We start from the raw sequence: 26,281 nt of genomic DNA on the forward strand, positions 1-26,281 counted from the left end.
TCTTACGTGGTCTGTACGCGTCCGTGGGAGAGTGTGCTCCTCTGTCGAGGCTCGCAATGATCGAACGCCGCGCTCTTCCCCGTACCCGGCTCGATGTCCCGGGGCGCATCTGCCTGGACGAACACCGCTCCGTCTCCTGCCTCGTCTACGACCGGTCGGATCGCGGCGTCCGCGTCACCCTGCCGGAGGCGGACCTGATCCCCGACACGTTCCTGTTGGAGATCGAACAGGCGCCGACCTTTTTCGTCTGCCACCTCGTGTGGCGGAAGGGCGAGGAGATCGGCGCACAGTTGGAGGCGGCCTGAGGCGCCGCTCAGCGGCCCCTCTCCCGCGCCTCGCGGATCCGGTCCAGCAACTCGGCGGCCGACTCGCCCCGCCGGGCCGCGTCCCCGCAGGCCCGCCGCAGGACGATCCGGTTCTCCTTGACCACGAGGTCGTCGGCCGCCGCCATCGGCCCCGGCCGGCAACCGGGCCGGAACTCGGCCGCGATGCCCTGCGGCCCGCCGTTCAGCCGGGCGATCCCGAGCTGGCGGCAGGTGGCCCGCAGACGGCCGAGCGCGAACAGGGCGGCCACCGGCTCCGGCGGTGCACCGAACCGGTCCTCCACCTCCGCCGCCAGGGCCTCGATCGCCTCCGCATCCCGCAGCCGCAGGACGCGGGTGTAGAGGTCGAGGCGGATCTCCGGCTCCGGCACGTAGCTGTCCGGGATCGTCGCAGCGAGGCCGAGGACGAGGTCCGGCGTCCAATCCTCCGCCGGCTGACCCTTGGCCTGCATCAACGCCAGTTCGAGGAGGTGCCGGTACAGGCCGAGCCCGACGAGCTTGGCGTGCCCGGCCTGATCCTCCCCGACGAGATCGCCCGCTCCGCGCAGGTCGAGGTCGCGGGCGCTGATGGCGAAGCCGGCGCCGAGGCGGTCCATGGCCTCCAGGGCGCGCAGGCGCTGCTCGGCGGCCGGGTTCGGCGGGGCGGCGGGATCGCTCAACAGATAGACCACGCCACGGCGCTGGCCGCGCCCGACCCGCCCGCGCAGCTGGTGCAATTGCGCGAGGCCGAACCGGGCGGCGTCCCACACGAGCATCGTGTTGGCGCGGGGCACGTCGAGGCCGCTCTCGATGATCGCGGTGGCGAGGAGCACGTCGCCCGAGCCCTCCGCGAACCGGACCATGGTCTCGTCCATCTCCGCGGCCTTCAGGTCGCCGTGCGCGATGGCGATGTCGAGATCGGGCACGAGCTTGGCGAGGCGGTCGCGCAGGGGCGCGATGTCCTCGATGCGCGGGCAGACGACGAAGCTCTGGCCACCCCTCCGATGCTCGCGCACCAGCGCCTCGCGCAGGGTCTCGTCCTCGAAGGCGGTGACGACGGTACGCACCGGCTGGCGCAGGGCGGGCGGCGTCGCCAGCACGCTGAGGCTCTGCAGGCCGACCAAGGCCGATTGCAGGGTGCGCGGGATCGGCGTCGCCGTCAGCGTCAGGACATGGCCGCCGGCCGCGAGGCGGCGCAGGTCGGCCTTCATCTTGGCGCCGAAGCGCTGCTCCTCGTCGATCACCGTGAGGCCGAGATCGGCATAGGCCACGCTCTTGGCGGCCAGGGCATGGGTGCCGACCGCGAGGCGGATCGAGCCGTCCGCCAAGCCCTGCTTCACCCGCTTCGCCTCGGCGGGCGAGACGAGACGCGAGAGATGCCCAACCTCGATGCCGAACCGGCTGAAGCGCCGTTCCAGGGTGGCGGCGTGCTGGCGGGCGAGCACGGTGGTCGGGGCGATCAGCACCGCCTGCTTGCCGGCGAAAATCGCGGCCGCGAGCGCGCGGAGGGCGACCTCGGTCTTGCCGAAGCCGACATCGCCGCAGACCAGCCGGTCCATCGGTTCGCCGGAGGCGAGGTCCGCGAGGATCGCCTCCACGGATTGCGCCTGATCCGGGGTCGGCGAGAAACCGAAGCCGGCCGCGAAGCGCTCAAGGTCGCGCGCCGGGGGCACGAGCTTGGCCGCGCCGGCCTCCTTCCGCACTTTGGCGGCTTCGAGCAGGGTGCGCGCGGTGCGGGCGAGGGTCGCCTCGGCCTCCAGGCGGCGGCGCCCCCAGGTGTTGCCGTCGAGCTTGTCGAGGGTGACGGCCTCCGGCTCCGAGCCGTAGCGCCAGATCCGCTCGGCCTGATCCACCGGCACCATCAGCACGGCGTCGTCGGCAAAGCGCAGGCGCAGGGCCTCCGTCGCGTCCGTGGTCGAGACGGGTTCCAGCCCCTCGAACACGCAGAGCCCCCGGTCGCGATCGACGGCCACGTCACCCGGCCGCAACTCGACATCGCCCAGCGGGAGGACCGGACCCGCCGTGCCGACCGGCGCGGCCGACGGCCCGAGGAAATCCGCCGCCGCGACGACCGTGGTGCCGTCGAGGCGGAAACCTGCCGAGAGGGGCGCCTCGAAGGCCAGCACCGCGCCGGGTTCGGCCTGCCCGGCCTCGGCCCAGGCGTCGATGAGGCGGATCGGCCGCTCGGCGGCCTCGGAGGCGCGGCGCACAAGGCGGCGCAGGGGGGATTTTGGACCGGCCAGGACGATGCAGTCGCCGGCCTTCAGCCGCTCGCGCAGGAACTTCGCTAGGGCCGTGCCGGGGCGCTTGTCGCGGGCGAAGACCGGGACCATCACGTCCTGGGCGGCCTCTTTCGTCGCGCCGGCCAGCGCATGGCTCTTGGCGAGGGCCTTCCACTCCTTGGGCGTGAGATAGAGGCCGTCCACGGCCTTGGCCGAGCGGCGGCCACGGCTCGCGGCCTCCCGCCCCTCCTCGACCTGCTCGAAGAAGGCGCCGAGGCGGCTCTCCGTCCCCTCCTCCACCACGAGGCGGGCCTCGGGGAGGTAGTCGATCAGCGTCACGAGCGACTTGTAGAAACGCGGCAGGCCATGCTCCTGGCCCGTGAACGGCACCAGCCGGTCCTGAGCGCCGGCCGTCAGCAGGATCTCGGTGGCGGGGTCCACGAGGAGGTCGGGGGTCTCGGCCACGGAGCGCTGCGAGACCGGATCGTAGGAGCGGATCGCGGTGACGCGGCCTTTGTCGTGCTCCACCCGGCAAGGGCGCGGGGCGGCGGCGGGGAAGACCTCCAGGGTCCGGCCGCGCATGGCGACTTCGCCCGGTTCGTCCACCCGCTCGTCGAGGACGTAGCCGAGGCGCTGCAACTCGGCCGTGACGGCGGCGACGTCGATCGTGTCGCCGACGGCGAAGGTGACGCGCGCGCCGTCCCAGGTATCCGGCGGCGGAACCCGCTGGACCATGGCGGGGCCGGTGGTGAGGATGATCGCGGGCCGCGCCTCCGCGTCGGTCAGCCAGCGCAGCAGCGCGGTGCGGGCGCCCATCGTGGCCCGCGACGGCGAGGCGTGGTCGAAGGGCAGGCAATCCCATTCGGGAAAGAGGCCGACCGCGAGGCCGGGCTGAAGCACGCGGAGCGTCGCGGCGAGTTCTTCAAGGCGCCGCCCATCGCGGGCGACATGGACGATGGGACCGCCCTCCTCCGCGAGGCCGAGGAGCGACACGGCGAGCGCCCCCGTGGGGACGAGCGGCACATCCTCCGGGCTCCGTTCCGCCGCCTTCGCCTGACGCCGCACCCCTGAACCTGCCATTCCGGACCCGCACTCATCACCCTTGTGCCCGGCAACGCGGCTGGGGCCCGCCGGGTCCCCTCCATCCACAGCGGGCGTGCCGTCGCAGGCGCGTTGCGCTCGGGCCACCGAGGCGCCAGAACGGAGGCCTGTCGATGTCGGGAGTGCTTCGTATGCGAACAGAGACGCCGCCGCTGATCCGCCTGGAGGATTACCGCCCGAGCGCCTTCCTGATCGACCGCGTCGACCTCGACATCCGGCTCGATCCGCACGCCACGCGGATCACGGCGGAACTCGCCCTGCGGCCAAACCCCGCCGGAGACCCGGAGGCGCCGCTCCACCTCGACGGCGACGACCTGACGCTCGTGGCCCTCGACCTCGACGGGGCGGGCGTGGCGCCGGAGGCCATGACGGTCTCTCCCGCGGGCCTGACCCTGCACCGGCCGCCCCGGCGGCCCTTCGTCCTGCGGATCGTCACGCAGGTCGATCCCACCGCCAACACCAAGCTGATGGGCCTCTACCGGACGGACGGCGTCTACTGCACCCAGTGCGAGGCGGACGGGTTCCGGCGCATCACCTACTTCCTCGACCGGCCGGACGTGATGGCGGTCTACACCACGCGGATCGAGGCGGACCGCGAGGAGGCCCCGGTGCTGCTGGGCAACGGCAACCCGGTCGAATCCGGCCCGGTGGGCGTGGACCGGCACTACGCCGTCTGGCACGACCCGCACCCGAAGCCGGCCTATCTCTTCGCCGTCGTCGGCGGGCGCCTCGGCAAGGTCGAGACCGCGTTCCGCACGATGGAGGGGCGCGACGTCACCTGCGCCGTCTACGTCGAGCCCGGCAAGGAGGACCGCGCGGGCTACGCCCTCGACGCGGTGGTCCGCTCGATGGAGTGGGACGAGCGCGCCTTCGGCCGGGCCTACGACCTCGACGTGTTCAACGTCGTCGCCGTCTCCGCCTTCAACATGGGGGCGATGGAGAACAAGGGTCTCAACGTCTTCAACGACAAGTACGTGCTCGCCGTGCCGGAGACGGCGACCGACGCGGACTACGCCGCCATCGAGGCGATCATCGCCCACGAGTATTTCCACAATTGGTCCGGCAACAGAGTGACTTGCCGGGATTGGTTCCAGCTCTGCCTGAAGGAGGGCCTGACGGTCTTCCGCGATCAGGAGTTCTCCTCCGACATGCGCTCCCGGCCGGTCCACCGGATCGGCGAGGTGCGCTCCCTACGCGCCCGGCAATTCCCCGAGGATGCCGGCCCGCTGCGCCACCCCGTGCGGCCTAACGCCTATGCCGAGATCAACAACTTCTACACGGCGACGGTCTACGACAAGGGCGCCGAGATCGTGCGGATGCTGCGCACCCTGATCGGCGGCGATGCCTTCCGCGCCGGCATGGACCGCTACTTCGCGGACAATGACGGGCGCGCGGCCACCGTCGAGGATTTCCTCGCCGCCTTCGCCACCGTGACCGGGCGCAACCTCTCGGCCTTCGCCCGCTGGTACGAGCGCCCTGGCACCCCCCGCCTCGCAGCGAGCGGCACCTACGATGCCGCCGCCCGCACCTATACGCTCCGCCTCGCCCAGCACCTGCCGGAGGAGGGCCCGCCCCTCGTCATCCCCGTGGCGCTCGGCCTCGTCGGCGCCTCCGGCCCCCTGACCGGGGCGACCTGCAAGGCGGTGAAGGACGGCGTCTTCGTCCTCGATACCCGCGAGGCGGACCTCGTGTTCGAGTCCGTCGCCGAGGCGCCCGTGCCCTCGCTGCTGCGGGACTTCTCGGCGCCCGTGCGCCTCGATCTCGCCCTCACCGACGAGGAGCGCCTGCGGTTGCTCGCCTGCGACAGCGACCCGTTCAACCGCTGGCAGGCGGCGCAGGACGTCGCCATGCGGCTGATCCTCGACCCCGATCCCGCCCGCGCGGAGGCCTTCGCGGAGGCGCTCGGTACCTTCCTCGACGGGGAGGCGCTGTCCGACCCGGCTTTCGCCGCCCTCGTCCTCGCCCTGCCGACCGAGGGCGAGGCGGCCGATCAACTCGCCGCCGACGTCGATCCCGATGCGATCCACGCCGCCCGGCACGCCCTGCGCGCCCATCTCGGCCGGGCGCTGCGCCCGCGCCTGGACCGCATCGACGCGGCCCTCGCCCCTGCGGACGGGGCCGCCTACAGCCCCGACGCCGCCTCGGCGGGCCGCCGGTCGCTCCGCAACGCGGCCCTCGACCTGATCGCGGCGGGCGACCCCGAGGCGGGCGCTGCCCTCGCCACGCGCCGCTTCAAGGAAGCCGGCAACATGACCGACCGGCTCGCCGCCCTCGTCACCCTCGCGCAGATCCCCGGCCCGGCGCGGGAGGCCGCCCTCGACGGGTTCGGGGCGCGCTACGCGCACGAACCCCTCGTCCTCGACAAGTGGTTCGCCATCCAGGCGACCATCCCCGAACCCGAGACCCTGGCGCGAATCGAGCGGCTGAAGGGCCACCCGGCCTTCTCCATGACCAACCCGAATCGGGTCCGCGCGCTCATCGGCAGCTTCAGCATGGCGAACCCGACGCAGTTCGCGCGAATCGACGGAGCTGGCTTCGCCCTCGTTGCGGACACCGTGAAGGCGCTCGATTCCGCGAATCCTCAGGTTGCAGCCAGGCTTCTGACGGCCTTCGGATCGTGGCGTCGGCTCGAAAAAAACCGCCGTGTTGCAGCCGCCGAAATGCTGAACCGGATCAAGGCCGTTCCGGGTTTGTCCAGGGATGTCGCGGACATCCTGAGCCGGACTCTGAAAGACGGCTAACCACCTGTTAAGATTGCACAAAACCGATTCTCTCGGCTGTCTCTCCGAGGGATTCGCGTCAAGGTAGAATGGTAAAAAAGCGGTGGACAAACCACCTGCGCAGATGATTGTATTCAGTCAGATTCGCAGGGCGCCAGCGCCCCGGCCGGATCGATTCTCCGAGGGGTGAGGTTCGGCCATGCCGGAGGCGGTTTCCGCTTCCCTCTCCGCGCGTGCGGACTCGACTCTGTCGGCGGTTTGGCCCGTCCGCAGCCGGGATCCGCGTTTGCAGAGAGCGGAGCGCTGGTTGCGCTATGCTGTACCCGGCGCGCTCTCGATCTTCCTCGCCTGCCTCGTCGCCCTGGCCGCGATCCACATCCGTGGACAGCGCGCAGAGATCCTGTCCGGTGCCGAGGCCGAGGTGGAGAGCTTCGCCCGCCTCGCCGCCCATGCCCTGCGCTCGGTCGAGAGCGGCCGCGCCGACCTTCACGCCCTGCTCCCCGAGGACGGGCGCCATCCCGGCCGCCGCCTCGTCCTGCTCGCCCCCAATTCCCGGATCGCCGTCGCCCATCCGCCGCTGCCGGCGGAGATGGAGACGCTGCCCGACATCCTCGGACCCAGCGAACCGCTCTCGGCCCTCGGTGAGCGCGCCGGGGCGGTGCTCCTCGAACTCCCCGGCGGCGAGCGGGTGCTCGCAGCCGTTCACAACCTGCCCGTCGGGAAGGGTCAGGTCGCGGTGCTTCAGCCCGTCGATCCGCTGATGGTCGGCTGGGGGGCGCGGACCCGCGACCAGATCGTCCTCGTCGGCGCGGCGATCCTCGTGATCGTCGGCGTCGGCGTCGGCTACGGGCTCCAGACGCGGCAGGCGACCCTCGCCGACCGGGCCTGCGAGCAGATCCGCCTCCGGCTGGAGACGGCGCTCCGCCGCAGCGATTGCGGCCTGTGGGACTGGGACATCGCCAGGGGGCGGATCTACTGGTCCGACTCGATGTACACGCTGCTCGGCTATCGCCGGGAGCAGCCCTACCTCGCCTTCGGCACGGTCAACGGCCTCGTCCACCCGGATGACGGCGACCTCTACAGCCTCGCCCGCGCGGTCGCCGCCAACCAGACCCATGTGGACCACGCCTTCCGCGTGCGCGGTGCGGACGGGGCCTATGTCTGGCTGCGCGCCCGCGCCGAGGTGGTGACGGACGGGTTCGATGGCGGGCGCCATCTCGTCGGCATCGCCGTCGACATCAGCCACCAGCGCGCCATGGAAGAAACCAGCGCCGCCAACGACATGCGCCTGCGCGATGCGGTGGAGGCGATCTCCGAGGCGTTCGTGGTGTGGGACCAGGGCAACCGCCTCGTCCTGTGCAATTCGAAGTTCCGCCATCTCCACGCACTCAGCGCGGAGGATGCGCAGCCGGGCCGCCGTTACGTCGACGTGATGAGCCGGGGCGCCCTGCCCCAGATCCGCCGGGAGACGCCGGAGATCGGCATGGCGACCGCCCGCACCTTCGAGGCGGAACTCGCCGACGGGCGATGGCTGCAGATCAGCGAACGCCGCACGCGGGACGGGGGCTACGTCTCGGTCGGCACCGACATCACCAGCCTGAAGCGCCAGCAGGAACAGCTCGTCGCCTCGGAACGGGAGTTGATCGAGACGGTCACCGACCTCAAACGGTCGCGACGGACCCTTGAGGTGCAGACGCAGCAGCTCGCCGACCTCGCCGAGCGCTATCTCGACCAGAAGGCGGTGGCCGAATCGGCCAACCAGTCGAAATCCGAGTTCCTGGCCAACATGAGCCACGAACTGCGCACCCCGCTCAACGCCATCATCGGCTTCGCAGACGTGATGGAGAACGAGGTTCTTGGGCCCGTCGGCGTGCCGCGCTACAGCGAATATGCCCGCGACATCCGCCTGAGCGGCGGCCATCTGCTCGCGATGATCGACGACATCCTCGACATGGCCCGCCTGGAGGCCCGCCGCGTGCGGCTCCAGCCCCGCGCCCTGCCGGCCGAACAGGCCTTGGCCGACGCGGTCGAGGCGGTCGCCCCCGAGGCCGAGCGCAAGGACCTGCAGATCCACGTCGATGTCCGGGCCGGGACGGACCTGCTCGCCGACGTGCGCGGCATCCACCGCATCCTCGTCGGCATCCTCGAGAACGCCGTGAAGTTCACCGGCTCCGGCGGGCGGATCGAGGTCCGCGTCCGCCCGGCGGGCGAGCACGTCCACGTCTTCGTGGCCGACAGCGGCATGGGCATCCCCCGCGCCGCGCTGCCCCGGCTCGGCCAGCCCTTCACCAAGGTCGAGACGCAGATCACCAGCCGCCACAAGGGCTCGGGCCTCGGTCTCGCCATCGCCCGCTCCACCGCCGAACTGCACGGCGGCGGCCTGCGGATCCGGTCGGAGGAGAATGTCGGCACGGTGGTGCTGCTGCGCCTCCCGGCCCCGACCCCGCAGCGGCTGGAAAAGGCCGCCGCCGAGACCCTTCGGCGGAACGCGGCCTGAGCCGCCCCGCTAGCCCGGCGCGCGCGGCGGCTCGGTAAGGGCGGGCGTTTCCTTCGGCGGGACTGAAGCCGGCGGCGGGGTCGGCGTCCGGGCGAGGGAGGCCGAGATCGTCAGGGCGACATGCTCGGCCATGCAGCGCAGGCCGAGGTCGTTCAGGCGGAACTGTCGCCCGAGGATATGGCCCTCGCCCTTCTCGGTGCGGCCCGCCAGATAGCGCAGGGCCTCGAAGCGGCGCACCAGCGGGACGCCCTCGCGGGTGGCGACATCGCGCACCCCATCCACGATCCGGTTGTAATCCGTGTCCGTCGCGACGCTCGCCGTGTAGAGCGGATCGACCAGCACCACGTCGATCCCGTGGGATTTGAGCCACGCCACGGACTCGTCTAGGGCCTCGGCGAAGGCGGTGGGATCGACCCGCGCGATGGCATCGTGGGTGCCGACCTGCCACACGACGAGGTCCGGCTCGGCGTCGGCCACCAGGGTGCGCAGCCGCTCGGCGGCACCGGAGGCGATCTCGCCGGGCAGGCCGCGATGGTCGATCACCACGTCGACATGCGGCATGGCCTGTTCCAGCGCCGCTTCGAGCTTCACGGGATAGGACGCGGAGGCGCCGGGGGCCGACGAGCCGCCGATGGCCAGGATGCGCAGCACGTGCCGCTCCTCCAGCGCCGCCTTCGCGGCCGCGAGGCCCGCAACGCTGTAGAGTTGCGAGCCCGGCACCCGGCACTCGAGCGAGGGGGCCGGCATGCCCGCTTCCTGCGCGGCGGCGGGGACGATGCCCAGGCAGAGGGCGACGACGATGCCCCTCATGCGCGCGGCTTCGGTGCTCTGCGGGAACGCCATTCGACGAACCATGCGGTGATTCCCAACGCGACGAGACCGCAGCCGGCAACCGCCATGTCGACCAGCAACCCGCCTCCGGTCTGGAAACGGACGAGCTGGCCGATCAGGCTCAGCAGCGACCCCATCGAGAAGACGGCCAGGGAGTTCCTGCCCAGGCCCGACAGGAATCCGACGATCCAGCCGATTCGCGGCGCGATCAATGCGTAGAGTGGCGAAAACGCCAACAATACCCCAAGGAAATGCACCAGGCGGGCCGGCGTCAGGTAGCTTTTCTCGAACGTGAACAACAAACGCGGTTCAGGGACCATGAGCGGGTCCGGCCGGATGTCGAGCACCGACAGGGTGATGCCGACGATCACGATGACGACGCCCAGCGGCATCAGGCGCCGCGTCCAGCGCCCGAAGGCCGGGGAGGTCCGGTTCCAATCCTGCAGCACGAAGCCCAGCGTCAGCAGCAACTGCCAGCAATACGGATCGAAGAACCACGTCCCCTCTCCCGGCCAGGAGGGCAGGTTCCAGTCGAGGATCAGGCTCGCGAGATAGAGCGCCAAGGACAGGCCGAGCGCCAGGACCCGGCTGACCCGGGCGATCACCACGATGATCGGGGCGATGCCGATCAGCACCACGTAGAGCGGCAGGATGTTGAAGAAGCCGAGCTGATAGGTGAGCAGCGCCATGCCGCAGACCGACTGGATCGGGTCGGCGAAGAAGTTGCCCGCGTTGTGCCATTCGAGGATCAGCGGGTTGTCGAGGAGCAGCGCGGCCCCGGCGATGATCGCCAGCGCCAGCAGCATCACCGTGATCTGCGCCCGGTAGACCTCGACGGTGCGCGCCAGCATCCGCACGACGCTGCGCCAGCGCGGCTCCGGTGCCCCGTCGCGGGTGCGCGTGGCGATCCCGATCGACCACCCCGCCAGGAACACGAACAGCTCGGCCGCGTCCGAGATGCCGTATTGCGAGAAGGTGTAGCGCTCGAACGTGTTGCCGGGGATGTGGTTGATGAAGATCGTGATCAGGGCGAAGCCGCGCCAAAAATCGATCGCATTGGGCTCCCGCATGGGGGCGGCGGCTCCGGGGCTGGTCGGCGGACCGGGTCTCTGTAAGGCGCGCGAGCGCCGCTGGAAACCCGGACCTGAGGGGGGACGGGGGCGAATTCCGACGGCGAATTTCGATCGCGCGCCATCGAACCGGGGGGCAAACGTCGCGTTACAGACGCGAAGGAGCCTCCCCATGCGTCACGCTGTTTTGATCTCTCTCGCGCTCTGGGCGGGTGGCTCGGCCGCCGCCCTCGCTCAGGCGACGACCGGCACGGGCGGCGGGCCGACGAGCACCGTGACCGCGCCGCACACGAGCGCGGTCGGACGGACCATGCCCCCGGCCGGCGGCGATGCCGGCGCGGCGACCGCCGGAGACAACCGCGAGCGGCGGACCAAGGTGCAGAAGACCGACGACAAGATCACCGACGGCATCTGCATCGGCTGCGGACCCAAGTGAGGCGGAAGCTTACAGGTTGACGGTCGTGTCGTCCCGCGCCTGCGGCTCGTCGGCGAGGCGGAGCAGGTTTTTGCCGTAGGCGGTCTTGGAGAAGAGTTGGCCGCGGGCGACCAGTTGCTCGCGGTCGATGAAGCCCTGCACGTAGGCGATCTCCTCCAGGCAGGCGACCTGAAGTCCCTGCCGGTGCTGGATCGTGCGCACGAACTCCGATGCTTCGAGCAGGCTGTCGTGGGTCCCCGTGTCGAGCCACGCATAGCCCCGGCTCATCTTCTCCACGTAGAGCTCGCCGCGCTCGAGATAGGCCTCGTTCACGCTGGTGATCTCGAGCTCGCCGCGCGCCGAGGGCGTCACGGCGGCGGCGATGTCCAGCACCTGATTGTCGTAGAAGTACAGGCCCGTCACCGCCCAGGTCGATTCCGGGTGCTCCGGCTTCTCGACGATCTTGGTGGCCTTGCCCTGCGCGTCGAGACTCACGACGCCGTAGGCCTGCGGATTCTCGACATGGTAGGCGAAGACCGTCGCCCCCTGCTTGCGCGCCACGGCGCTCCTCAGCAGGTCGGCCATGCCGGCGCCGAAGAACAGGTTGTCGCCGAGGATCAGCGCCACGTCGTCGTCGCCGACGAAGTCGCGGCCGATGATGAAGGCCTGGGCGAGGCCCTCCGGCCGGGGCTGCACCGCGTAGGAGAACGACAGGCCGAACTGCTCGCCGGTGCCGAACAGGCGCTTGTAATTGTCCAGGTGCTCCGGCGACGAGATGATCAGGATCTCGCGGATGCCGGCCAGCATCAGCACCGAGACCGGGTAGTAGATCATCGGCTTGTCGTAGACGGGCAGGAGCTGCTTGTTGATCGACAGGGTCGCCGGGTGGAGCCGCGTGCCGGAGCCTCCGGCCAGGATGATGCCCTTCATCGGGTGGGTCCTTGCTCTCTGGCGGCTCAGGCCCGGACGGGTCCGGCCAGCTTGTCCAGAATGTCGTCGAGGGCATCCTGCCACGGACGCGGGAGGATGCCGTAGGCCTCGCGCAGGCTGTCGGTGGACAGGCGCGAGTTGGACGGCCGCCGGGCCGGCGTCGGGTAGGCGGCGGTCGGGATGCCCTCCACCGGCACGTCGCGTCCGCCGCGCCGGGCGCCGCCGGCCACGATGGCCCGCGCAAAGCCGCACCAAGTGGTCGAGCCGTCGTTGACGCAGTGGAACGTGCCCGTCGGCGCGGTGGGGTCCTCCGCCATGCGCAGGGCCACGGTCGCCAGGGCGGCGGCGAGGTCGGTGGCGCTGGTCGGGCAGCCGTGCTGGTCGTCCACCACGGTGAGCCGGTCGCGCTCGGCCGCGAGGCGCAGCATCGTCTTCACGAAGTTGCCCCGGTGCGGGCTCACCACCCAGGCGGTGCGCAGGATCGCGTGGCGCGGATTGCCGGTGCGCACCGCGATCTCGCCCGCCGCCTTGCTGGCCCCGTAGACGCTGCGCGGATCGACCGGCTCGTCGGGACCGTAGGCGCCCTCCGGCTTGGTGCCCGCGAAGACGTAATCGGTCGAGACGTGGACGAGGGGGATGCCCCGCGCCTTCGTCGCCGCCGCGAGGATCGCCGGGGCGAGCGCGTTCAGGCGCCACGCGGCGGCCACGTCGGACTCGGCCTTGTCCACCGCCGTGTAGGCGGCGGTGTTGATGACCGCCGCGTAGGCCCGCCCGTCGAGGGCGGCCTCGATCGCGGCCGGCTCGGTGATGTCGAGGGCATCGCGGGTGGGAGCGTGGACCCGCACGCCCTCCGGCCAGGCATGGGCCTGAAGCTCGGTGCCGACCTGGCCGGCGCCGCCGAGGACGAGGATGTCCATCAGCCGGCGAGCCCGAGGCGCTCGCCCTGGTAGCGGCCCTCGCGGATCGGGCGCCACCACGCTTCGTTGGCAAGGTACCACGCCACCGTCTCTTCCAGGGCCGCCTCGAAGGTTTTCTGCGGCGCCCAGCCGAGTTCGGCCTCGGCCTTGGTGCAGTCGATGGCGTAGCGCCGGTCGTGGCCCGGCCGGTCGGCGACGAAGGTGATCAGCCGCTCGTGCGGCCCGGCCTCCGGGCGCAGACGGTCGAAGGCGGCGCACAGGCCCTTCACCACGGCGAGGTTGTTGCGCACGGCGCGGCCGCCGAGGAGATAGGTCTCGCCGATCCGCCCCCGCTCCAGCACGGCGACGAGGCCCTTGGCGTGGTCCTCGACATGGATCCAGTCGCGCTCGTTCAGGCCGTCGCCGTAGACCGGCAGGCTCCTGCCTTCCAGCGCGTTGAGGATCATCAGCGGGATCAGCTTCTCGGGGAAGTGACGCGGCCCGTAATTGTTCGAGCAGTTCGTCACCAGCACCGGCAGGCCGTAGGTCTCGTGCCACGCGCGGGCAAGGTGGTCGGAGGCGGCCTTCGAGGCCGAGTAGGGCGAGCGCGGATCGTAGCGGCTCTCCTCCGTGAAGAAGCCCCCCGGCGGCAGCGAGCCGTAGACCTCGTCGGTGGAGACGTGGAGGAAGCGGAACGTCTCGCGGTCGGCGCCGGTCAGGCCGTCGTAGCGCTCGCGCGCCGCGTCAAGCATCGTCTGCGTGCCGATGACGTTGGTGCGCACGAAGGCGCCGGGATCGGTGATCGAGCGGTCGACATGGCTCTCGGCGGCCAGATGCATCACCGCCTGCGGCTCGAAGTCCGCGAAGGCGGCCCGCACCGCGTCGCGGTCGCAGATGTCGGCCTCCACGAGCCGGTGGCGCCCGCTGCTCTCCAGGGGCTGCAGGGAGATCGGGTTGGCCGCGTAGGTCAGGGCGTCGAGGGTGACGACCTCGTGGCCGAGATCCTGCACGAGGTGCAGGACGAGGGCGGACCCGATGAAGCCGCAGCCGCCGGTGACGAGGATCCGCATCGAACATTCCCCCTCGGATCGAATCCGTGCCGGACCCGATCCACGCTGTATGGCAAAACGGCGGCGACGGTCAGAAGAGCCTGCCGGCCTCGCCGAGGGTGGGGGCCTTCCGGTCCTTGTCCGAGAGCACCGCCTCGGCCTCGCCGACCGGCCAGTCGATCCCGATCTCGGGGTCGTTCCACCGGATGGCCCGGTCATGGGCCGGGCTATAGTAGGAATCCACCTTGTAGGCGACCATCACGTCCGGCGTGAGGGTGCAGAAGCCGTGCGCGAAGCCGTGCGGGATGAACAATTGCTCCCCGCCCTCGGCGTCCAGGCGCACCGCGACGTACTGCCGGTAGGTCGGCGAATCCGGCCGGATGTCGACGGCGACGTCGAGGATCGCCCCCGACAGCACGCGGACCAATTTGACCTGGGGCTGGGGCGGGATCTGGAAATGCAGCCCGCGCACCGTCCCCTTGGGCGCGGAGAAGGACTGGTTGTCCTGCACGAACGAGACCGCGATCCCTGCGCGCTCCAGGGCATCCGCCCGGAACGTCTCCGAGAACCAGCCGCGCGCGTCGCCGAACCGCTTCGGGACGATGCGCTTCACGGCCGGAATATGCGTGTCGATCACGTCCACGGAGAGCCTCGGCATGGAAGATGTCGTCTAGGCCGGGCGATGCCGTTTGTTGTCCGCCCGTGTCAAGTCTCAGGCGGTCCAAAGACGAAAACGGGGCATCAGGGGATCCCAATCATCTTGTGAGTCTGCAGGGAGAGGCGCCAGCGCGCGTCGGCCCGGCAATAGGCGATGGCCGCTTGTGTGTTCGTGGCGGCGTCCGGCCCGTCCATCGGCTGCAGGAACCGGTGCCGGAACGGCAGGTCCGCGAAGGTCTCCGGCCGGGCATCGGCCTGCGGAAAGACCAGCTTCAATTCGTCGCCCCCGGCCTGGGCGAGGGGGTTCCCACCCTTGGGGCTGACGCAGATCCAGTCGATCCCCGGCGGGGCCGGTAGGGTGCCGTTGGTCTCGATGGCGATCTCGAACCCATGGCCGTGGACCGCCGCGATCAGGGCGGCGTCGAGCTGGAGCAGGGGCTCCCCGCCCGTGAACACCACGTAGCGGTTGTGCGGCCCGCCCTCCCACGTCGCGGCGATGGTGGCGGCGAGCGCCGTCGCATCGGGGAAGCGGCCACCGCCCTCCCCGTCCATGCCGACGAAATCCGTATCGCAGAAGCGGCAGGCAGCGGCGGCGCGGTCCTCTTCGCGACCCGACCAGAGGTTGCACCCGCTGAAACGACAGAAGACCGAGGCGCGCCCGGCTTGGGCGCCCTCCCCCTGCAGCGTGTGGAAGATTTCCTTGACCGCGTAAGACACCCTTTGTCCCCGAACCCTGCCGATTGCCGAATGTTTGACAGGCGCCCATCCGGCGCCAGATCCGTGTTGCGCCACGGCGACGGGCGCGCGCAACCCCGCACCCCGCGCGGCAGCGTTTCCTTCAGCCTCCCGCCCGCTTCGACCTTCCCCGGTTCACACAGGGGAGTCCGCCGCCATCGTATCGCCATGGAGCGTGCGTTGAAGGCATGTTCGACGCGCGTTTTCCTCCGGTGTGAGCGGCCACGGCCGCTTCACGACGAGACAGGTCCGATGCTCAATCACACAATTGGCCGTCTCCTGGCCCGCGCCTCCGGCGCCGTCGCCCTCCTCGCCGGTCTCGGCGGGGCGGCGGGGGCCGTGACGGTGCCGATCCTGGTGGCGGATGTCGATTCCGGCCGGGTGATCTACTCGCAGGCGCCGACCGATCCCTGGTATCCCGCCTCGATCACCAAGCTGATGACGACCTATGTGGCCCTCGATCTCGTCCGCCAGGGGCGGGCCTCGATGGACACGCTGATCACCATCTCGCCGAACGCGGCGGCCGAGCCGCCCTCGAAGATGGGCTTCAAGCCGGGCACGCAGCTGACCCTGAGCAACGCCCTCAAGATCATCATGGTGAAGTCGGCCAACGACGTGGCCTATGCCATCGGTGAGAGCCTCGGCGGGTCGGTCGACGGTTTCTCGTCGATGATGAACGACACCGCCCGCCGGATCGGGATGCAGGACAGCCGCTGGACGAACCCGAACGGCCTGCCCGACCCGCGCCAATGGACCTCGGCCCGCGACATGGCGGTGCTGGCCCGGGCCCTGATCCGCGACTTCCCCGACGACCACGACCTGTTCTCGATCTCGGCGATCCAGTTCGGCGGGGCGGTGATCCCGAACCATAACGGCCTGCTCGGCCGCTATCCCGGTACGGACGGGATGAAGACCGGCTTCATCTGCTCCGGCGGCTTCAACGTGGTGGCCACCGCCACCCGGGGCGGACGGCGCATCGTCGCCATCGTCATGGGCCAGCCGAGCGCCCGCGAGCGCGACGTGAAGACCGCCGACCTGTTCGATTACGGCTTCGCCCAGGATGGCGGCGGCGGGCCGGGGCTCGACGCCTTGCCGGCCTCGGGGGTCGGCGCCCCACCGGACATGCGCCCCTATGTCTGCGGCGGCAAGAAGGTGCCGGCGATCGACGAGGGCCCCGGCGCCGTGACGGCCTCCCCCGGCGCCACCACTGCCGCCCAGCTCGTCGGCGGTTCGGCGGCGTCCTCACCGTCCCTGGCGTTGGCGGCCTTCTCCAGCCCCGCGATGCGCGCCCGCACCCTGCCGCCCCGCGCGCCGCTGCAGCCCGTCGCCGTCTGGATCGGTCGCGACCCGGCCGAGGGCCAGCAGATCCTTGCCCAGCAGGCCGCCGAGGCCCAGGCCGCCGCGGCGAATGTCCGCGCCGCGCGGCTCGAAGCCGTCAAGGCCAAGCGCGAGGCGGCGCTCGCCAAGCGTCAGGCCGCCAAGGAAGCCGCCGCCCAGGCCCGCGCCGCCAAGGCCACGACCAAGGCCGCGTCGGGCGCGTCGCTCCCGCATGCGGCGAGCGCCTACACCGCCTCCGAGACGGCGGGGATGCCCGAAGCCAAGCCCGGCAAGGGTCTCGTGAAGGCGAAGGGCGCCGCCAAGCCGGCCGCTCATAAGCCAGTCGCGGCCAAGCCCGCCGCCAAGCCGGCCGGTAAGCCCGCCAAGAAGGCTTCCGCCAAAGCCGACGAGTAGGCTAACAGCCTCCTCGTCATGTCGCTTCCCGCCCCGCCGCCGCCCGATCCCCGTCGCCCCGAGCCGATCCCGCTCACGGTGCTCACGGGCTTCCTCGGGGCGGGGAAGACGACCCTGCTGAACCGCTGGCTCGGCGATCCCTCGCTCGCCGACACGGTGGTGATCGTCAACGAGTTCGGGGAGATCGGCCTCGACCACCTGCTCATCGAGACGGTGGACGAGGACATGGTGCTCCTCGGCGCGGGCTGCCTGTGCTGCACCGTGCGCGGCGACCTGATCGCCACCCTGGAAGACCTGCTGCGCCAGCGCGACAACGGCCGCATCACGCCGTTCCGCCGGGTGGTGATCGAGACGACCGGCCTCGCCGACCCGGCGCCGATCCTCCACGCGCTGATCTTCCATCCGTATTTGGTGATGCGGTACCGGCTCCAGGCGGTGGTGACGGTGGTGGATGCCGTCCACGGCGCGGCGACCCTCGACGCCCATCCCGAGGCCATGCGGCAGGCGGCGGTGGCCGACCGGCTGGTCCTCACCAAGGAAGATCTCGCCCCGGATACGGCGGAGCTGCGCGCCCGGCTCGCCGCCCTCAACCGGGCCGCGCCGGTCCTGCCGGCCGACACGCCTCCCGACGACCTGCTCGGCGGCCTGTTCGGGCTCGACGGCAAGGGCGAGGACGTGAAGGCATGGCTCGGCGCCGCCGCCCTCGACGAGGAGCCGGAAGCCGGCCTCGACGTGAACCGGCACGACGCCGCGATCCGCGCGATCTGCCTGACGAGCGAGAAGCCGATACCGCGCCCGGCCTTCGAGATGTTCCTCGACCTGCTGCGCTCGGGCCACGGGCCGAAGATCCTGCGGATGAAGGGCCTCGTCGCCCTGGCCGACGATCCCGAGCGCCCCCTCGTCGTGCACGGGGTGCAGCACGTGGTCCACGCCCCCGTGACCCTGCCCGCCTGGCCCGATCCCGACCGGACCTCGCGCCTCGTCCTGATCCTCGCCGATCTCGACCCGGCCTTCGTCCAGCGCCTGTGGGACGCCTTCCTCGGGCGGCCCCGCCTCGATGCCCCCGACGCCGCCGCCCTGACCGACAACCCCCTCGCCATCCCCGGCGGCTGAGCGCGGCACCGTCCTTGAACCACGCGGGGCAAGAGGCGCCGCACAGGCGCCGGCTCGTCCCGAACCGGGACGGAACGCTTCAGGGCGGGACAGACGATGGCGCGACGTTTCACCGTGATCCAGGGCGGCCTCGGCGAGCTGGCCCCCCGCGCCAAGCCCGGCCGGGCGCGGCTGGAAGCGGTCGGCGCGCTCCTGCGGCGCCGTCTCGCCGCCCTGCGGGACGCGACCGCACCGGAGCGTCCCACGGCGAGCGCGCCTGCCCGCCGGCCAATTCCGGATGGCGCCTTCCTCGGCGTGCGCCCCGAGGGCTGGAGCCCCGACGTCGCAGCCTGAGCGGCCCGCGCCGGGGCGCCCTACCTCCGCCCCATGGCGAGCGACATCATCCATGGCCTGAAGCGGAGCCGCGCCCCGCGATCCCGTGACACTCTTCCGGCCGGCGAGGCCGGGCGGGTCGAGGCGGTGATGGCCCGGTTGGCGCAGGCCGATCCCGACCCGAAGGCTGGTCTCGCGGTCGAAGATCCGTTCCGCCTGCTGGTGAGCGTGCTGCTCTCAGCGCAATCCACCGGTCCGACCGTCGCCCGCGTGTCGGACGCGTTGTTCGCGAAGGCCGGCACGCCGGACGCGCTGCTGACACTGGGCGAGGACGCGATCCTGACGATCGTCCGCCCGGTCGGCCTCGGCCCGTCGAAGACGCGGGCGATCCTGAAGCTCTGCGTGGCGCTGGCCAGCGAGTTCCGCGGGCAGGTACCCCGCACAGCCGCCGATCTGCAGCGCCTGCCGGGGATCGGCCGGAAATCCGCCGAGGTCACGGCCAACTTCGCCTTCGGCGAGAAGGTGATCGCCGTCGACACCCATGTCTTCCGGGTCTCGAACCGCATCCCCCTGGCGCCCGGCCGCACCGTCGATGCGGTGGCGGACGGCCTCGCCGCCCTGGTGCCCGACGCCTACAAGGACGGCGCCCACATCTGGCTGTTTCGGCACGGACGCGACACCTGCACGGCGCGCAAGCCCGCCTGCCCGCGCTGTCCGGTCGCCGATCTCTGCACGTGGCCGGAGAAGACGGACTGAGCGGCGCTACTCGTCCTCGCCGAACCGGTTGGCGAGGAGCGCCTCGATGGCGTCCAGGCACGCCTGCGCGTCCTCGCCCACGGCGGTGACGGCGATGCGGGTGCCCATGGCCGCGCCCAGCGTCAGCAGCCCCATGATCGAGCGCCCGCCCACGGTCTCGCCCGCGCGGGTGACGGTGACGGTGGCATCGTACCGCTCGACCGTCTGCACGAATTTCGCGGAGGCCCGCGCATGAAGGCCGCGCCGGTTGATGATCGGCAGCTTCCGCAGGAAGCCGCCCTCCGGCACCGGAGGGTTGTCGTCGTTCTCGTAGAGGTCGTCCATCGGTCTCGCTGCGGTCGTCCGGCCGGGGGGAAGACTAGACCATGAGCCGGCCAAGTCGATCCCGGAACAGGCAAATCGCCGGGGGAAGGGCTACCATTCGTATTCCGCGCCGACCCCGAGGCTGGTCCGGCCGTCGCTGCCCGCCTCGCCCTTGAGCTTGATCCGCCGGGTCACATCGACATCGACGCCCACGGCTGTGTCGGCGGGCTTGGCGCCAGCCTTCACGCCGATGCTCACCCGGTCGGAGATATAGCGCGAGGCGCCGAGCGCCGGGCCGCCGCTCGCCCCGGTCGAGACGTCGAGGCTGTCGAGGCCGAGCCCCTTGCGGGCCTGCTCGAACACATCCGGCCCCGCCGAGCCGCCGGAGAGCTGGGCCACGGCCTGGGCGAGTTGCAGCGCCTGGAACGGCGAGAGCCCGCCCGCCGCCTTCTTGAACAGCAGGCGCGACAGGATCTCGTCCTGCGGGAGGGACGGGTCCGAGGTCAGGGCGAATTGCGGCGCGTCCGCCGGGCCGGAGACGGCCACGCGGGCAGTGACGTCGCCGGCCTTGGTCTGGGCCGAGAAGTCGAGATCGGGGGTCGTCAGGCTCCCGGCGAAGGTGATGCGCCCCCGGTCGAAATCGAGGCGCTGGCCCACGAGATCGAACCGGCCCCGGCGCATGGAGAATTCGCCGTTGGCGCGGGGATCGCGCGAGGAGCCCGTCACCCGCAGCGATCCGCCCAGTTCGGCATCGATGCCCCGGCCGCGCACGAAGATATGGCTCGGCGCGTCGACCGAGACGTCGAGGGTGGCGTCGAAGGGCGCCGCCGCCTTGCCGCGTCCCCGCCCCCGGACGGCCTTCGCCTCGGCGCGCTTGGCGAGGCGGGCGCGCAGCTCCGGCGGGGTGTTGACGTGGCGCACGCCCGGAAGCGGCCGGGCCGTGGCGGGGAGCCGGTCGGGCACCGCGACGTCGATGGAGGCGACATCGACCCGGCCGGTGATCTTCGGCGTGCGGGCGAGCGGGCCGGAGAGCGACAGGTCGAGCCCGGCCACCGCCGTCATCAGCGAACTCGACACGAGTTCCGCCCGCTCGGCGGTGAGGCGGAAGGCGCCGGGGAAGCCGCCGGCCGGGTCGAGGCTGACCTTGCCCGAGGCGGCGACCCGCCCGCCGTTGCGGGTCGAGGCGGTGAGGCGTTCCACGACGAGGCTGTCGCCCCGCCCGGTGACGCGGCCCTCGATGGCGGTGAAGCGGATGCCGTTCAGCGGATCGGTGAAGCTGCCGCCCGACAGGGTGGCGCTGCCCTCGGCGCGCGGCGCGGCGAGGGTGCCGGTGACGCCGCCGTCGATGGCGACCCTGCCGCCGACGCTCTGGCCGGTGGCGCTGAGCACAAAATTCGCCAGCGCTGCGTCGAGATTGCCCTTGCCGCGCAAGTTGAGGGGGCCGCCGGGCTCGATGGGCAGCGAGCCGGAGAGGGTCAGCGCCATGCCGCGCCCGGCGCTCACGCGCCCGTCGAGGCTCGCCTGTCCGCCCGAGAGCGTGCCGCGCGCCTCGGCCTCGATGGGCGGCAGGCCGGCACTGCGGGTCTGCGGCGCGACGAGGCGCGCGACCTTGAGAGCGTAGCGCCCCTCCGGCCGGCTCGCCGGGCCGTGGACGTCCGCCTCACCGTCGAGGGTGCCCGACAGGGCGAGGTCGGGCGAGGCGATCCGGGCGAGCGACAGGGGCAGCGCGCGGATCGCGACCTTCATGTCGAGGGTCTGTCCGGCCCGGCCGGAGACCTGCACCCGGCCCGAGCCGGCGGCGATGGACAGCCCGTCGATCACCGCCCCGCCGTCAGTGAGGGTGATCGTGGCCGGACCCGTCAGGGCGAAGCGGTCGGCGCCGCGCGCGGCCGAGAGCCGGGCGATCTCGATCCGCGTCGCTTCGGCGGGGATCAGCCGGGCGGCGCCGTCGAGGGCGAAGCCCCGCGCGCGGGCGGTGAGCACCACGTCGCTGGCACTCGCGGTGCCGGTGGCGGCGAGGCGCAGGGTGTCGACGATCTGGCCGGCGGCCACGACCCGGTCGGCGTCGAGATGCCCGTCGAGGAATGGCCGTGCGCGGATGTCGGCGCCGCGCAGGTCGGCATCGAGCCGGGCCAGCGCGGTCTCGCCGTAGCGGAGGTTCGCGCCGGTCGCGCGGATCGCCGCGCCCTGGCGTCCGCCGTCGCGGGTGAGGGTGACGGTGGCGTCGAGGCGCCCGGCGAGGGGTTCGGGGCTGAGCGGCGAGAGGTCGTCGAGGTTCCCCGCCCGCACGGCGAGGGTGCCGGCGGCGAGCTGCGTCGCCTCGGCCAGCGCCGCGTTGCCCTCGATCGCCACCGAGCCGAGGGTGAGGGCGAGCCGGTCGAGCACCCAGTCGGTCCCGGCCGGCAGCGCGGTGCGGGCGACATGCGCCCCGCCGGAGAGGGGCTTGCCGCCCACGTCGCCGGAGAGTTTCACGGTGCCGTCCGCCGCGCCGGTCGCGTCGCGCAAAGCCGCCTCGATGGCGAGGTTGCGGATCGGCCGCCCGTCGGCGGTCGCCGAGGGGGCGGTGAGCGTGGCGGCGAGGTCGGGCTTTTCGAGGGAGCCGGTCAGCCGCGCGTCGAGGGCGGCGCGGCCGGTGAAGCGCGCATCGAGGTCGGTGAGGCTCTTCAGGTCGACGCGGGCGGCGACATCCGCGGCAGCGGCCGTTGCCTGCCCCTGGAGCGTGGCCAGCAGGCCCGCGCCGTCGAGGCGGAGATGGTCGAACCCGTAGCCGTCATAGGTCCGCGAGACCCGGCCGGTGAGGGTCGGCCCTCGGCCGAGGAGCCGGTCGGCCGGGCCGGAGCCGGTGGCGAGGCCGGAGCCGGTGACGGTGAGGTCGGCGGCGAGCGCCTTGCGGGCGGGATCGCCCGAGAGCCGCGCCTTGGCCTCGACGCTCCCCGCGAGGCCCCGCCCGGCGAGGCCGGAGAAGGCGGCGAGGTCGGGGAGCGAGGCCTGGAGCGTCCCGGCCAGCACGTTCTGGCCGAGCCGCCCGACATAGGAGGCCTGCGCGGTGTCGGAGATGGCAGAGAGGCGCGACACGTCGATCACCCCGTCCGGGCCGGCGGTGGCGCGCAGGGTGAGCTTCGCCGCCGAGCCGATGGCGCGGCGCAGCGCCGGGTCGGCGAGGCGTAAGCCCTCGGCATCGCCATCGGCCATGATGGCGAAGCGCCCGGCCTTCGGGTCGCCCTCCGGCTCGACGGAGAGGGTCGCGGCCACCTTGTCGAGGTCGGAATCGCGGCTGCGGATGCCGGCGGCGTCGAGCTTGCCGCGCACGGTTGGGGTGGTCAGCGGACCCTTGAGGCTGCCGTCGAAGACGAGCTTGGCGATCTCGGACTCGCCCGCCTTCGTCACCTCGCCCTCGGTCGGCAGGGCGCGGGCCTGAAGGGTCAGGTCGCCGATCCGGTCGGCGGTGATGCCCCCGGCGGCCGACAGCCGCGCGGTGCGGGAGGCCAGTTCCAGCCGGTCGATGCGGAAGGCGCCGCTGTCGGCGAAGGAGAGTCCGCCGTCGAGCTTGGTCGTGCCGGCGAAGACCGAGGCGGCCGGGCCGGGCACCAGACCCTCGATGCGCGCGGCGAGATCGAGGGAGAGCCGCCGCTCGGCGCCGATGCGGGAGATCTTCGCGCCGCCCTTGGCGCCGATCTCCGGGCCGGCGGTGAAGTCGAGGGTGGCGTTCCAGGCGTCCAGGGTGCCCTTGCCGTCGAGGTCGAAGGCGATGGGCGGCGCGCCGGGGATCGAGGCGGCTTTCGAGAGCAGGCCGCCCGCCTCCTCCAGCAGGTTGGCCTTCAGTTCGAGCTTGTCGCCGTTCGGCACGTAGGCGAGGGTCAGGCGGAAGAACCCTGCCGCGTCGAGGCGCTTGGCCTCGGCCCGCAGGTCCAGCCCCTCGCTCGCCGCGCCGAGCTTCGCGCTGCCCTGGGCCGAGAGCCGGGCCGGCTGGCCGGCGATCTCCTCGCCGAGCACCAGTTCCGCGAGCTTGAAGCCTTTGATCTCGACCTTCACCGGCAGGTCCGGCAGCAACTTGCCATCGGGCTTGGCCTCCTCCGGCGTCGGGCCGGGCAGCGGGCGCCGCAGCACCTCCAGCCGGCCGACCTCCAGGGTGTCGACTTCCAGACGTCCCGAGAGCAGGGCGAGGCGCCGCCAGGAGATCCGCGCCTTGTCGAGCTTCAACCAGATTCCGGCGCGGTCGCTCACAGCCACGTCGCGGATGGTCGCGTCCGAGGAGAGCGCACCGTCCACGGCGCCGATGGTGACGCGGGAGGCGGGCGTAGAGAGCGCCTTCGACAGGAGCCCGCCGAGGACGGATTTGTCGCCGTCCTCCGCGCGGGGCGTGAGCGGCGCGAGGGTGACGAGGCAGAGGAGAAGAATCAGTATCGCCATCCCCCTCCCCCCTCTGCGGGGGAGGGTGGCCCCGGCGTCAGCCGGGGTCGGGAGAGGGGAGCGACGGTTCAGGATGTTGCGCGCCGCGTGATCTCTCATGAGCCGTCGCTCCCCTCTCCCCCCCTGCTTCGCAGGGTACCCTCCCCCGCATGGGGGGGAGGGAGAGGCAGCGTGCGTGAAGAAGGCCATCAGAACGCCTGCCCGAGGCTGAGATACAGGACGGCGGGGCGGACATGGCCGCCCTTGTAGGCGTCGAGGGGGAAGGCGAGGTCGGCGCGGATTGGACCGATGCCGGTATAGTAGCGCAGGCCGATGCCCACCGATTTGCGGATGGTCTCATCGAAGTTCGGCAGGGACGAGGCAAAGGCCGTGCCCGCGTCGAAGAACGGCACCACGCCGATCGTGTCCGTCACCTTGATCCGCGCCTCGATGGAGGCTTCGAGCAGGCTGCGCCCGCCGATGGGCAGGTTGAACGGGCCGATGGGGCCGAGCGTTCGGTAGGGGTAGCCGCGCACCGAGCCGCCGCCGCCCGCGAAGAAGCGGAAATTGTCCGGGATCTCGCCGAGCTTCGCCCCCGAGACCGAGCCGAAGCCGACGCGGCCGGCGAGGATGAAGCGGGATTCGTCGTCGAGCGAATAATAGGTCGAGCCCTGCGCCTTCGCGACGACGATGCCGGGATCCGAGAGGCCGCCGGGATAGGCGGCGAGCGACGCGATGGCCCGGAACCCCTTGGTCGGGTCGAGGAGGCTGTCGGTGGAATCGTAGGTGACGGAGGCCGGCACGCCGATCAGCCGGTAGTTCACCGTGCCCAGCGCGTCCTGCGAGCGCCCCGCCTGCGCGTCGAGGCCGATCTGCGCCGAGAACGTGTCCGAGAAGCGGTGGCGGATCGCGCCGGAGATGCCGCCGCCGTCCACGAGGTAGCTCTGCTGCACCTCGCGGGTAATGAAGGCGTTCGCCAGGAAGTCGTTGCGGGTGCCCCAGAGGGCGGGCTGCACGTAGGTCGCCGAGAGGCGCCCGCCGAGGCCGTTGGTGCCGATGCCCGCCTGCTTGCGCTGCTGCGCGAACGGGTCGTAGCCGAGGCCGAGATAGTAGAGGTCGGCGTCGAGGCGGAAGGTCTCGCCGCCGCCGAACAGATTGCGGTTGGCGTAGTAGGCCCGCACCCCCGGCCCATCGACCGTCGAGTAGCGCGCCGAGACGCCGATCAGGTTCTTTTCGCGCTCGCTGACTTCCACGAAGAGCGGCAGGTTGCCGTCCGCGTCGAGTTCGGTCCCCTCGCGCACCCGCACGGCGCCGATGCCTTCGAGGCGCGCCACCGAGCGGCGGATCGCCGACACCGCCTGCGGCGAGTACGGATCGCCCGGCTCCGCGTAGATGAAGGAGCGGATCGTGGCCGGGTCCATGCCCTCCGCGCCCCGGACGCTCACCGCCCCGATCCCGGCCTTCGGCCCCGGATCGAGGGTGAAGGTCACGTCCATGACGTGGGCGGAATCGTCCACGACGGGGTCGCGGTCCACCACCTTGGCGAACGGGTGCCCCTGCGCGCGGAAGTTGTCGACGATGGCCGCCTCGCGGGCGAGCACGGTCGCGGAGCGGGCCGGCACGTCGTCATCGACGCGGGTGAGGCGCGGCGGCAGCACCTCCTCAGGGAAGGGCCGCCCGGCCCGGTCGCGCACCGCGATCCGGCGCAGGGTGTAGAGCGGCCCGAGGTCGACGGCGACCTTCACCGGCACGAGGCCGCGATTGCGCCACGCCTCAGCGGCGCGCACCGCCGCCTCGGTCCGGCCGGGGGCGACGGGCACGCCGTCGATGCGCACTTCCACCCGGCCCTGATAATAGCCGTAGCCCGAGAGCACGTCGGCGAGCTTGAGGATGTCCGCCTCGGCCCGGCGCACCAGCCCCTCCCCGCCCTCTACCGCCTCCTGGCGCAGGCGGTAGAGGGCGGAGGCGTCCTGCACGGCGGTCAGGACGTCGGAATCGTCGGTGCCGGTGATCTTGGCCGCATAGGGCAGAGCGGTCGGGCTCGGGGCCGGCGGCTCCGGCTCGGAGCCGAACAGGCCGAACAGATCGAAGGCGCGGGCGGGCTCCGGCAGCAGAAGGCCGGCAGCACTCGCTGCCCAGGCGATCAGCACCGCGCGGGCAGCCCCCTGCGGCAGAGAGAACGGACGTCGAAGGAACACCAAGCGAAATGCAGCCGTCAGGCCAGGCTGCGATCGGTTTGGCCGTACGCGTTC

At 71.8% G+C, this 26,281-nt stretch carries 19 protein-coding genes; 8 read left to right on the forward strand and 11 right to left on the reverse strand.

What is annotated here, in order from left to right; genetic code table 11:
* Window positions 1-56: 56 nt before the first annotated feature.
* Window positions 57-305 carry a PilZ domain-containing protein gene (locus tag AAHF99_RS23360; RefSeq protein WP_342166797.1) on the forward strand — a complete coding sequence of 83 codons (249 nt, stop codon included), beginning with the start codon at window positions 57-59 and terminating at the stop codon, window positions 303-305.
* A gap of 8 nt (window positions 306-313) precedes the next feature.
* Here the strand turns inward: AAHF99_RS23360 and AAHF99_RS23365 are convergent, their stop codons facing one another.
* Window positions 314-3,604 (reverse strand): DEAD/DEAH box helicase, encoded by a 3,291-nt coding sequence (locus tag AAHF99_RS23365; RefSeq protein WP_342166798.1) that lies wholly within the window; start codon window positions 3,602-3,604, stop codon window positions 314-316.
* A gap of 152 nt (window positions 3,605-3,756) precedes the next feature.
* Here AAHF99_RS23365 and pepN point away from each other — a divergent pair, with 152 nt between their 5' ends.
* Together pepN and AAHF99_RS23375 are read left to right on the forward strand one after the other, a co-directional pair.
* Window positions 3,757-6,366, forward strand: coding sequence for an aminopeptidase N (gene pepN, locus AAHF99_RS23370; RefSeq protein WP_342166799.1), 2,610 nt, complete (start codon window positions 3,757-3,759; stop codon window positions 6,364-6,366).
* Window positions 6,367-6,652: 286 nt separating this feature from the next.
* On the forward strand, window positions 6,653-8,842 hold the full coding sequence (locus AAHF99_RS23375) for a PAS domain-containing sensor histidine kinase (RefSeq protein WP_342166800.1): 2,190 nt from the start codon (window positions 6,653-6,655) through the stop codon (window positions 8,840-8,842).
* A gap of 9 nt (window positions 8,843-8,851) precedes the next feature.
* Here the strand turns inward: AAHF99_RS23375 and AAHF99_RS23380 are convergent, their stop codons facing one another.
* Together AAHF99_RS23380 and AAHF99_RS23385 are read right to left on the reverse strand one after the other, a co-directional pair.
* Window positions 8,852-9,652, reverse strand: coding sequence for an SGNH/GDSL hydrolase family protein (locus AAHF99_RS23380; RefSeq protein WP_412759936.1), 801 nt, complete (start codon window positions 9,650-9,652; stop codon window positions 8,852-8,854).
* Window positions 9,649-10,743 carry an OpgC family protein gene (locus AAHF99_RS23385; protein ID WP_342166801.1) on the reverse strand — a complete coding sequence of 365 codons (1,095 nt, stop codon included), beginning with the start codon at window positions 10,741-10,743 and terminating at the stop codon, window positions 9,649-9,651. The genes AAHF99_RS23380 and AAHF99_RS23385 overlap by 4 nt, the downstream gene beginning before the upstream one ends.
* Window positions 10,744-10,915: 172 nt before the next feature.
* Between AAHF99_RS23385 and AAHF99_RS23390 the strand changes: the two genes are divergently transcribed.
* Window positions 10,916-11,179 (forward strand): hypothetical protein, encoded by a 264-nt coding sequence (locus AAHF99_RS23390; protein ID WP_243952648.1) that lies wholly within the window; start codon window positions 10,916-10,918, stop codon window positions 11,177-11,179.
* 9 nt (window positions 11,180-11,188) lie between these two features.
* Here AAHF99_RS23390 and rfbA read toward each other — a convergent pair whose 3' ends face one another.
* The 5 genes from rfbA to queE all read right to left on the reverse strand — a co-directional run bounded on the left by rfbA (window position 11,189) and on the right by queE (window position 15,407).
* Window positions 11,189-12,088 (reverse strand): glucose-1-phosphate thymidylyltransferase RfbA, encoded by a 900-nt coding sequence (gene rfbA, locus AAHF99_RS23395; RefSeq protein ID WP_342166802.1) that lies wholly within the window; start codon window positions 12,086-12,088, stop codon window positions 11,189-11,191.
* A gap of 26 nt (window positions 12,089-12,114) precedes the next feature.
* Window positions 12,115-13,005: a dTDP-4-dehydrorhamnose reductase gene (gene rfbD, locus AAHF99_RS23400; protein ID WP_342166803.1), complete on the reverse strand. Its 891-nt coding sequence runs from the start codon at window positions 13,003-13,005 to the stop codon at window positions 12,115-12,117.
* Window positions 13,005-14,054, reverse strand: coding sequence for a dTDP-glucose 4,6-dehydratase (gene rfbB / locus AAHF99_RS23405; RefSeq protein ID WP_342166804.1), 1,050 nt, complete (start codon window positions 14,052-14,054; stop codon window positions 13,005-13,007). Before rfbB ends, rfbD begins: the two co-directional genes overlap by 1 nt.
* A 70-nt stretch (window positions 14,055-14,124) precedes the next feature.
* Window positions 14,125-14,676: a dTDP-4-dehydrorhamnose 3,5-epimerase gene (gene rfbC / locus AAHF99_RS23410; RefSeq protein WP_342166830.1), complete on the reverse strand. Its 552-nt coding sequence runs from the start codon at window positions 14,674-14,676 to the stop codon at window positions 14,125-14,127.
* Between the two features lie 98 nt (window positions 14,677-14,774).
* Window positions 14,775-15,407, reverse strand: a complete 633-nt coding sequence (gene queE / locus AAHF99_RS23415) for a 7-carboxy-7-deazaguanine synthase (RefSeq protein ID WP_342166805.1) — start codon at window positions 15,405-15,407, stop codon at window positions 14,775-14,777.
* Window positions 15,408-15,677: 270 nt separating this feature from the next.
* Here queE and AAHF99_RS23420 point away from each other — a divergent pair, with 270 nt between their 5' ends.
* The 4 genes from AAHF99_RS23420 to AAHF99_RS23435 all read left to right on the forward strand — a co-directional run bounded on the left by AAHF99_RS23420 (window position 15,678) and on the right by AAHF99_RS23435 (window position 19,337).
* A complete protein-coding gene (locus AAHF99_RS23420) occupies window positions 15,678-17,156 on the forward strand; it encodes a D-alanyl-D-alanine carboxypeptidase family protein (RefSeq protein ID WP_342166806.1) in 1,479 nt (492 codons plus the stop codon).
* An 18-nt stretch (window positions 17,157-17,174) separates the two neighbouring features.
* Complete coding sequence (locus tag AAHF99_RS23425; protein WP_342166807.1) at window positions 17,175-18,269, forward strand: CobW family GTP-binding protein; 1,095 nt, start codon at window positions 17,175-17,177, stop codon at window positions 18,267-18,269.
* A 96-nt stretch (window positions 18,270-18,365) separates the two neighbouring features.
* Window positions 18,366-18,602 carry a hypothetical protein gene (locus AAHF99_RS23430; protein WP_342166808.1) on the forward strand — a complete coding sequence of 79 codons (237 nt, stop codon included), beginning with the start codon at window positions 18,366-18,368 and terminating at the stop codon, window positions 18,600-18,602.
* Window positions 18,603-18,635: 33 nt separating this feature from the next.
* Window positions 18,636-19,337: an endonuclease III domain-containing protein gene (locus AAHF99_RS23435; protein WP_342166809.1), complete on the forward strand. Its 702-nt coding sequence runs from the start codon at window positions 18,636-18,638 to the stop codon at window positions 19,335-19,337.
* Between the two features lie 6 nt (window positions 19,338-19,343).
* Here the strand turns inward: AAHF99_RS23435 and AAHF99_RS23440 are convergent, their stop codons facing one another.
* The 3 genes from AAHF99_RS23440 to AAHF99_RS23450 form a co-directional block, all read right to left on the reverse strand.
* Window positions 19,344-19,661 carry an HPr family phosphocarrier protein gene (locus AAHF99_RS23440; protein WP_243951740.1) on the reverse strand — a complete coding sequence of 106 codons (318 nt, stop codon included), beginning with the start codon at window positions 19,659-19,661 and terminating at the stop codon, window positions 19,344-19,346.
* 90 nt (window positions 19,662-19,751) lie between these two features.
* Window positions 19,752-24,050 carry a translocation/assembly module TamB domain-containing protein gene (locus AAHF99_RS23445; RefSeq protein WP_342166810.1) on the reverse strand — a complete coding sequence of 1,433 codons (4,299 nt, stop codon included), beginning with the start codon at window positions 24,048-24,050 and terminating at the stop codon, window positions 19,752-19,754.
* Between the two features lie 188 nt (window positions 24,051-24,238).
* On the reverse strand, window positions 24,239-26,179 hold the full coding sequence (locus tag AAHF99_RS23450) for an autotransporter assembly complex protein TamA (RefSeq protein WP_342166831.1): 1,941 nt from the start codon (window positions 26,177-26,179) through the stop codon (window positions 24,239-24,241).
* Window positions 26,180-26,281 lie beyond the last annotated feature (102 nt).

The organism is Methylobacterium litchii (assembly GCF_038442315.1).
GTDB lineage: Bacteria > Pseudomonadota > Alphaproteobacteria > Rhizobiales > Beijerinckiaceae > Methylobacterium > Methylobacterium litchii.

Coding starts and splice junctions, on each gene's coding strand:
- AAHF99_RS23360 (WP_342166797.1), top strand. CDS start 57: ATGATCGAACGCCGCGCTCTTCCCCGTACCCGGCTCGATGTCCCGGGG.
- AAHF99_RS23365 (WP_342166798.1), bottom strand. CDS start 3,604: ATGGCAGGTTCAGGGGTGCGGCGTCAGGCGAAGGCGGCGGAACGGAGC.
- pepN (WP_342166799.1), top strand. CDS start 3,757: ATGCGAACAGAGACGCCGCCGCTGATCCGCCTGGAGGATTACCGCCCG.
- AAHF99_RS23380 (WP_412759936.1), bottom strand. CDS start 9,652: ATGAGGGGCATCGTCGTCGCCCTCTGCCTGGGCATCGTCCCCGCCGCC.
- AAHF99_RS23385 (WP_342166801.1), bottom strand. CDS start 10,743: ATGCGGGAGCCCAATGCGATCGATTTTTGGCGCGGCTTCGCCCTGATC.
- AAHF99_RS23390 (WP_243952648.1), top strand. CDS start 10,916: ATGCGTCACGCTGTTTTGATCTCTCTCGCGCTCTGGGCGGGTGGCTCG.
- rfbA (WP_342166802.1), bottom strand. CDS start 12,088: ATGAAGGGCATCATCCTGGCCGGAGGCTCCGGCACGCGGCTCCACCCG.
- rfbD (WP_342166803.1), bottom strand. CDS start 13,005: ATGGACATCCTCGTCCTCGGCGGCGCCGGCCAGGTCGGCACCGAGCTT.
- rfbB (WP_342166804.1), bottom strand. CDS start 14,054: ATGCGGATCCTCGTCACCGGCGGCTGCGGCTTCATCGGGTCCGCCCTC.
- AAHF99_RS23420 (WP_342166806.1), top strand. CDS start 15,678: ATGCTCAATCACACAATTGGCCGTCTCCTGGCCCGCGCCTCCGGCGCC.
- AAHF99_RS23425 (WP_342166807.1), top strand. CDS start 17,175: ATGTCGCTTCCCGCCCCGCCGCCGCCCGATCCCCGTCGCCCCGAGCCG.
- AAHF99_RS23430 (WP_342166808.1), top strand. CDS start 18,366: ATGGCGCGACGTTTCACCGTGATCCAGGGCGGCCTCGGCGAGCTGGCC.
- AAHF99_RS23435 (WP_342166809.1), top strand. CDS start 18,636: ATGGCGAGCGACATCATCCATGGCCTGAAGCGGAGCCGCGCCCCGCGA.
- AAHF99_RS23440 (WP_243951740.1), bottom strand. CDS start 19,661: ATGGACGACCTCTACGAGAACGACGACAACCCTCCGGTGCCGGAGGGC.
- AAHF99_RS23445 (WP_342166810.1), bottom strand. CDS start 24,050: ATGGCGATACTGATTCTTCTCCTCTGCCTCGTCACCCTCGCGCCGCTC.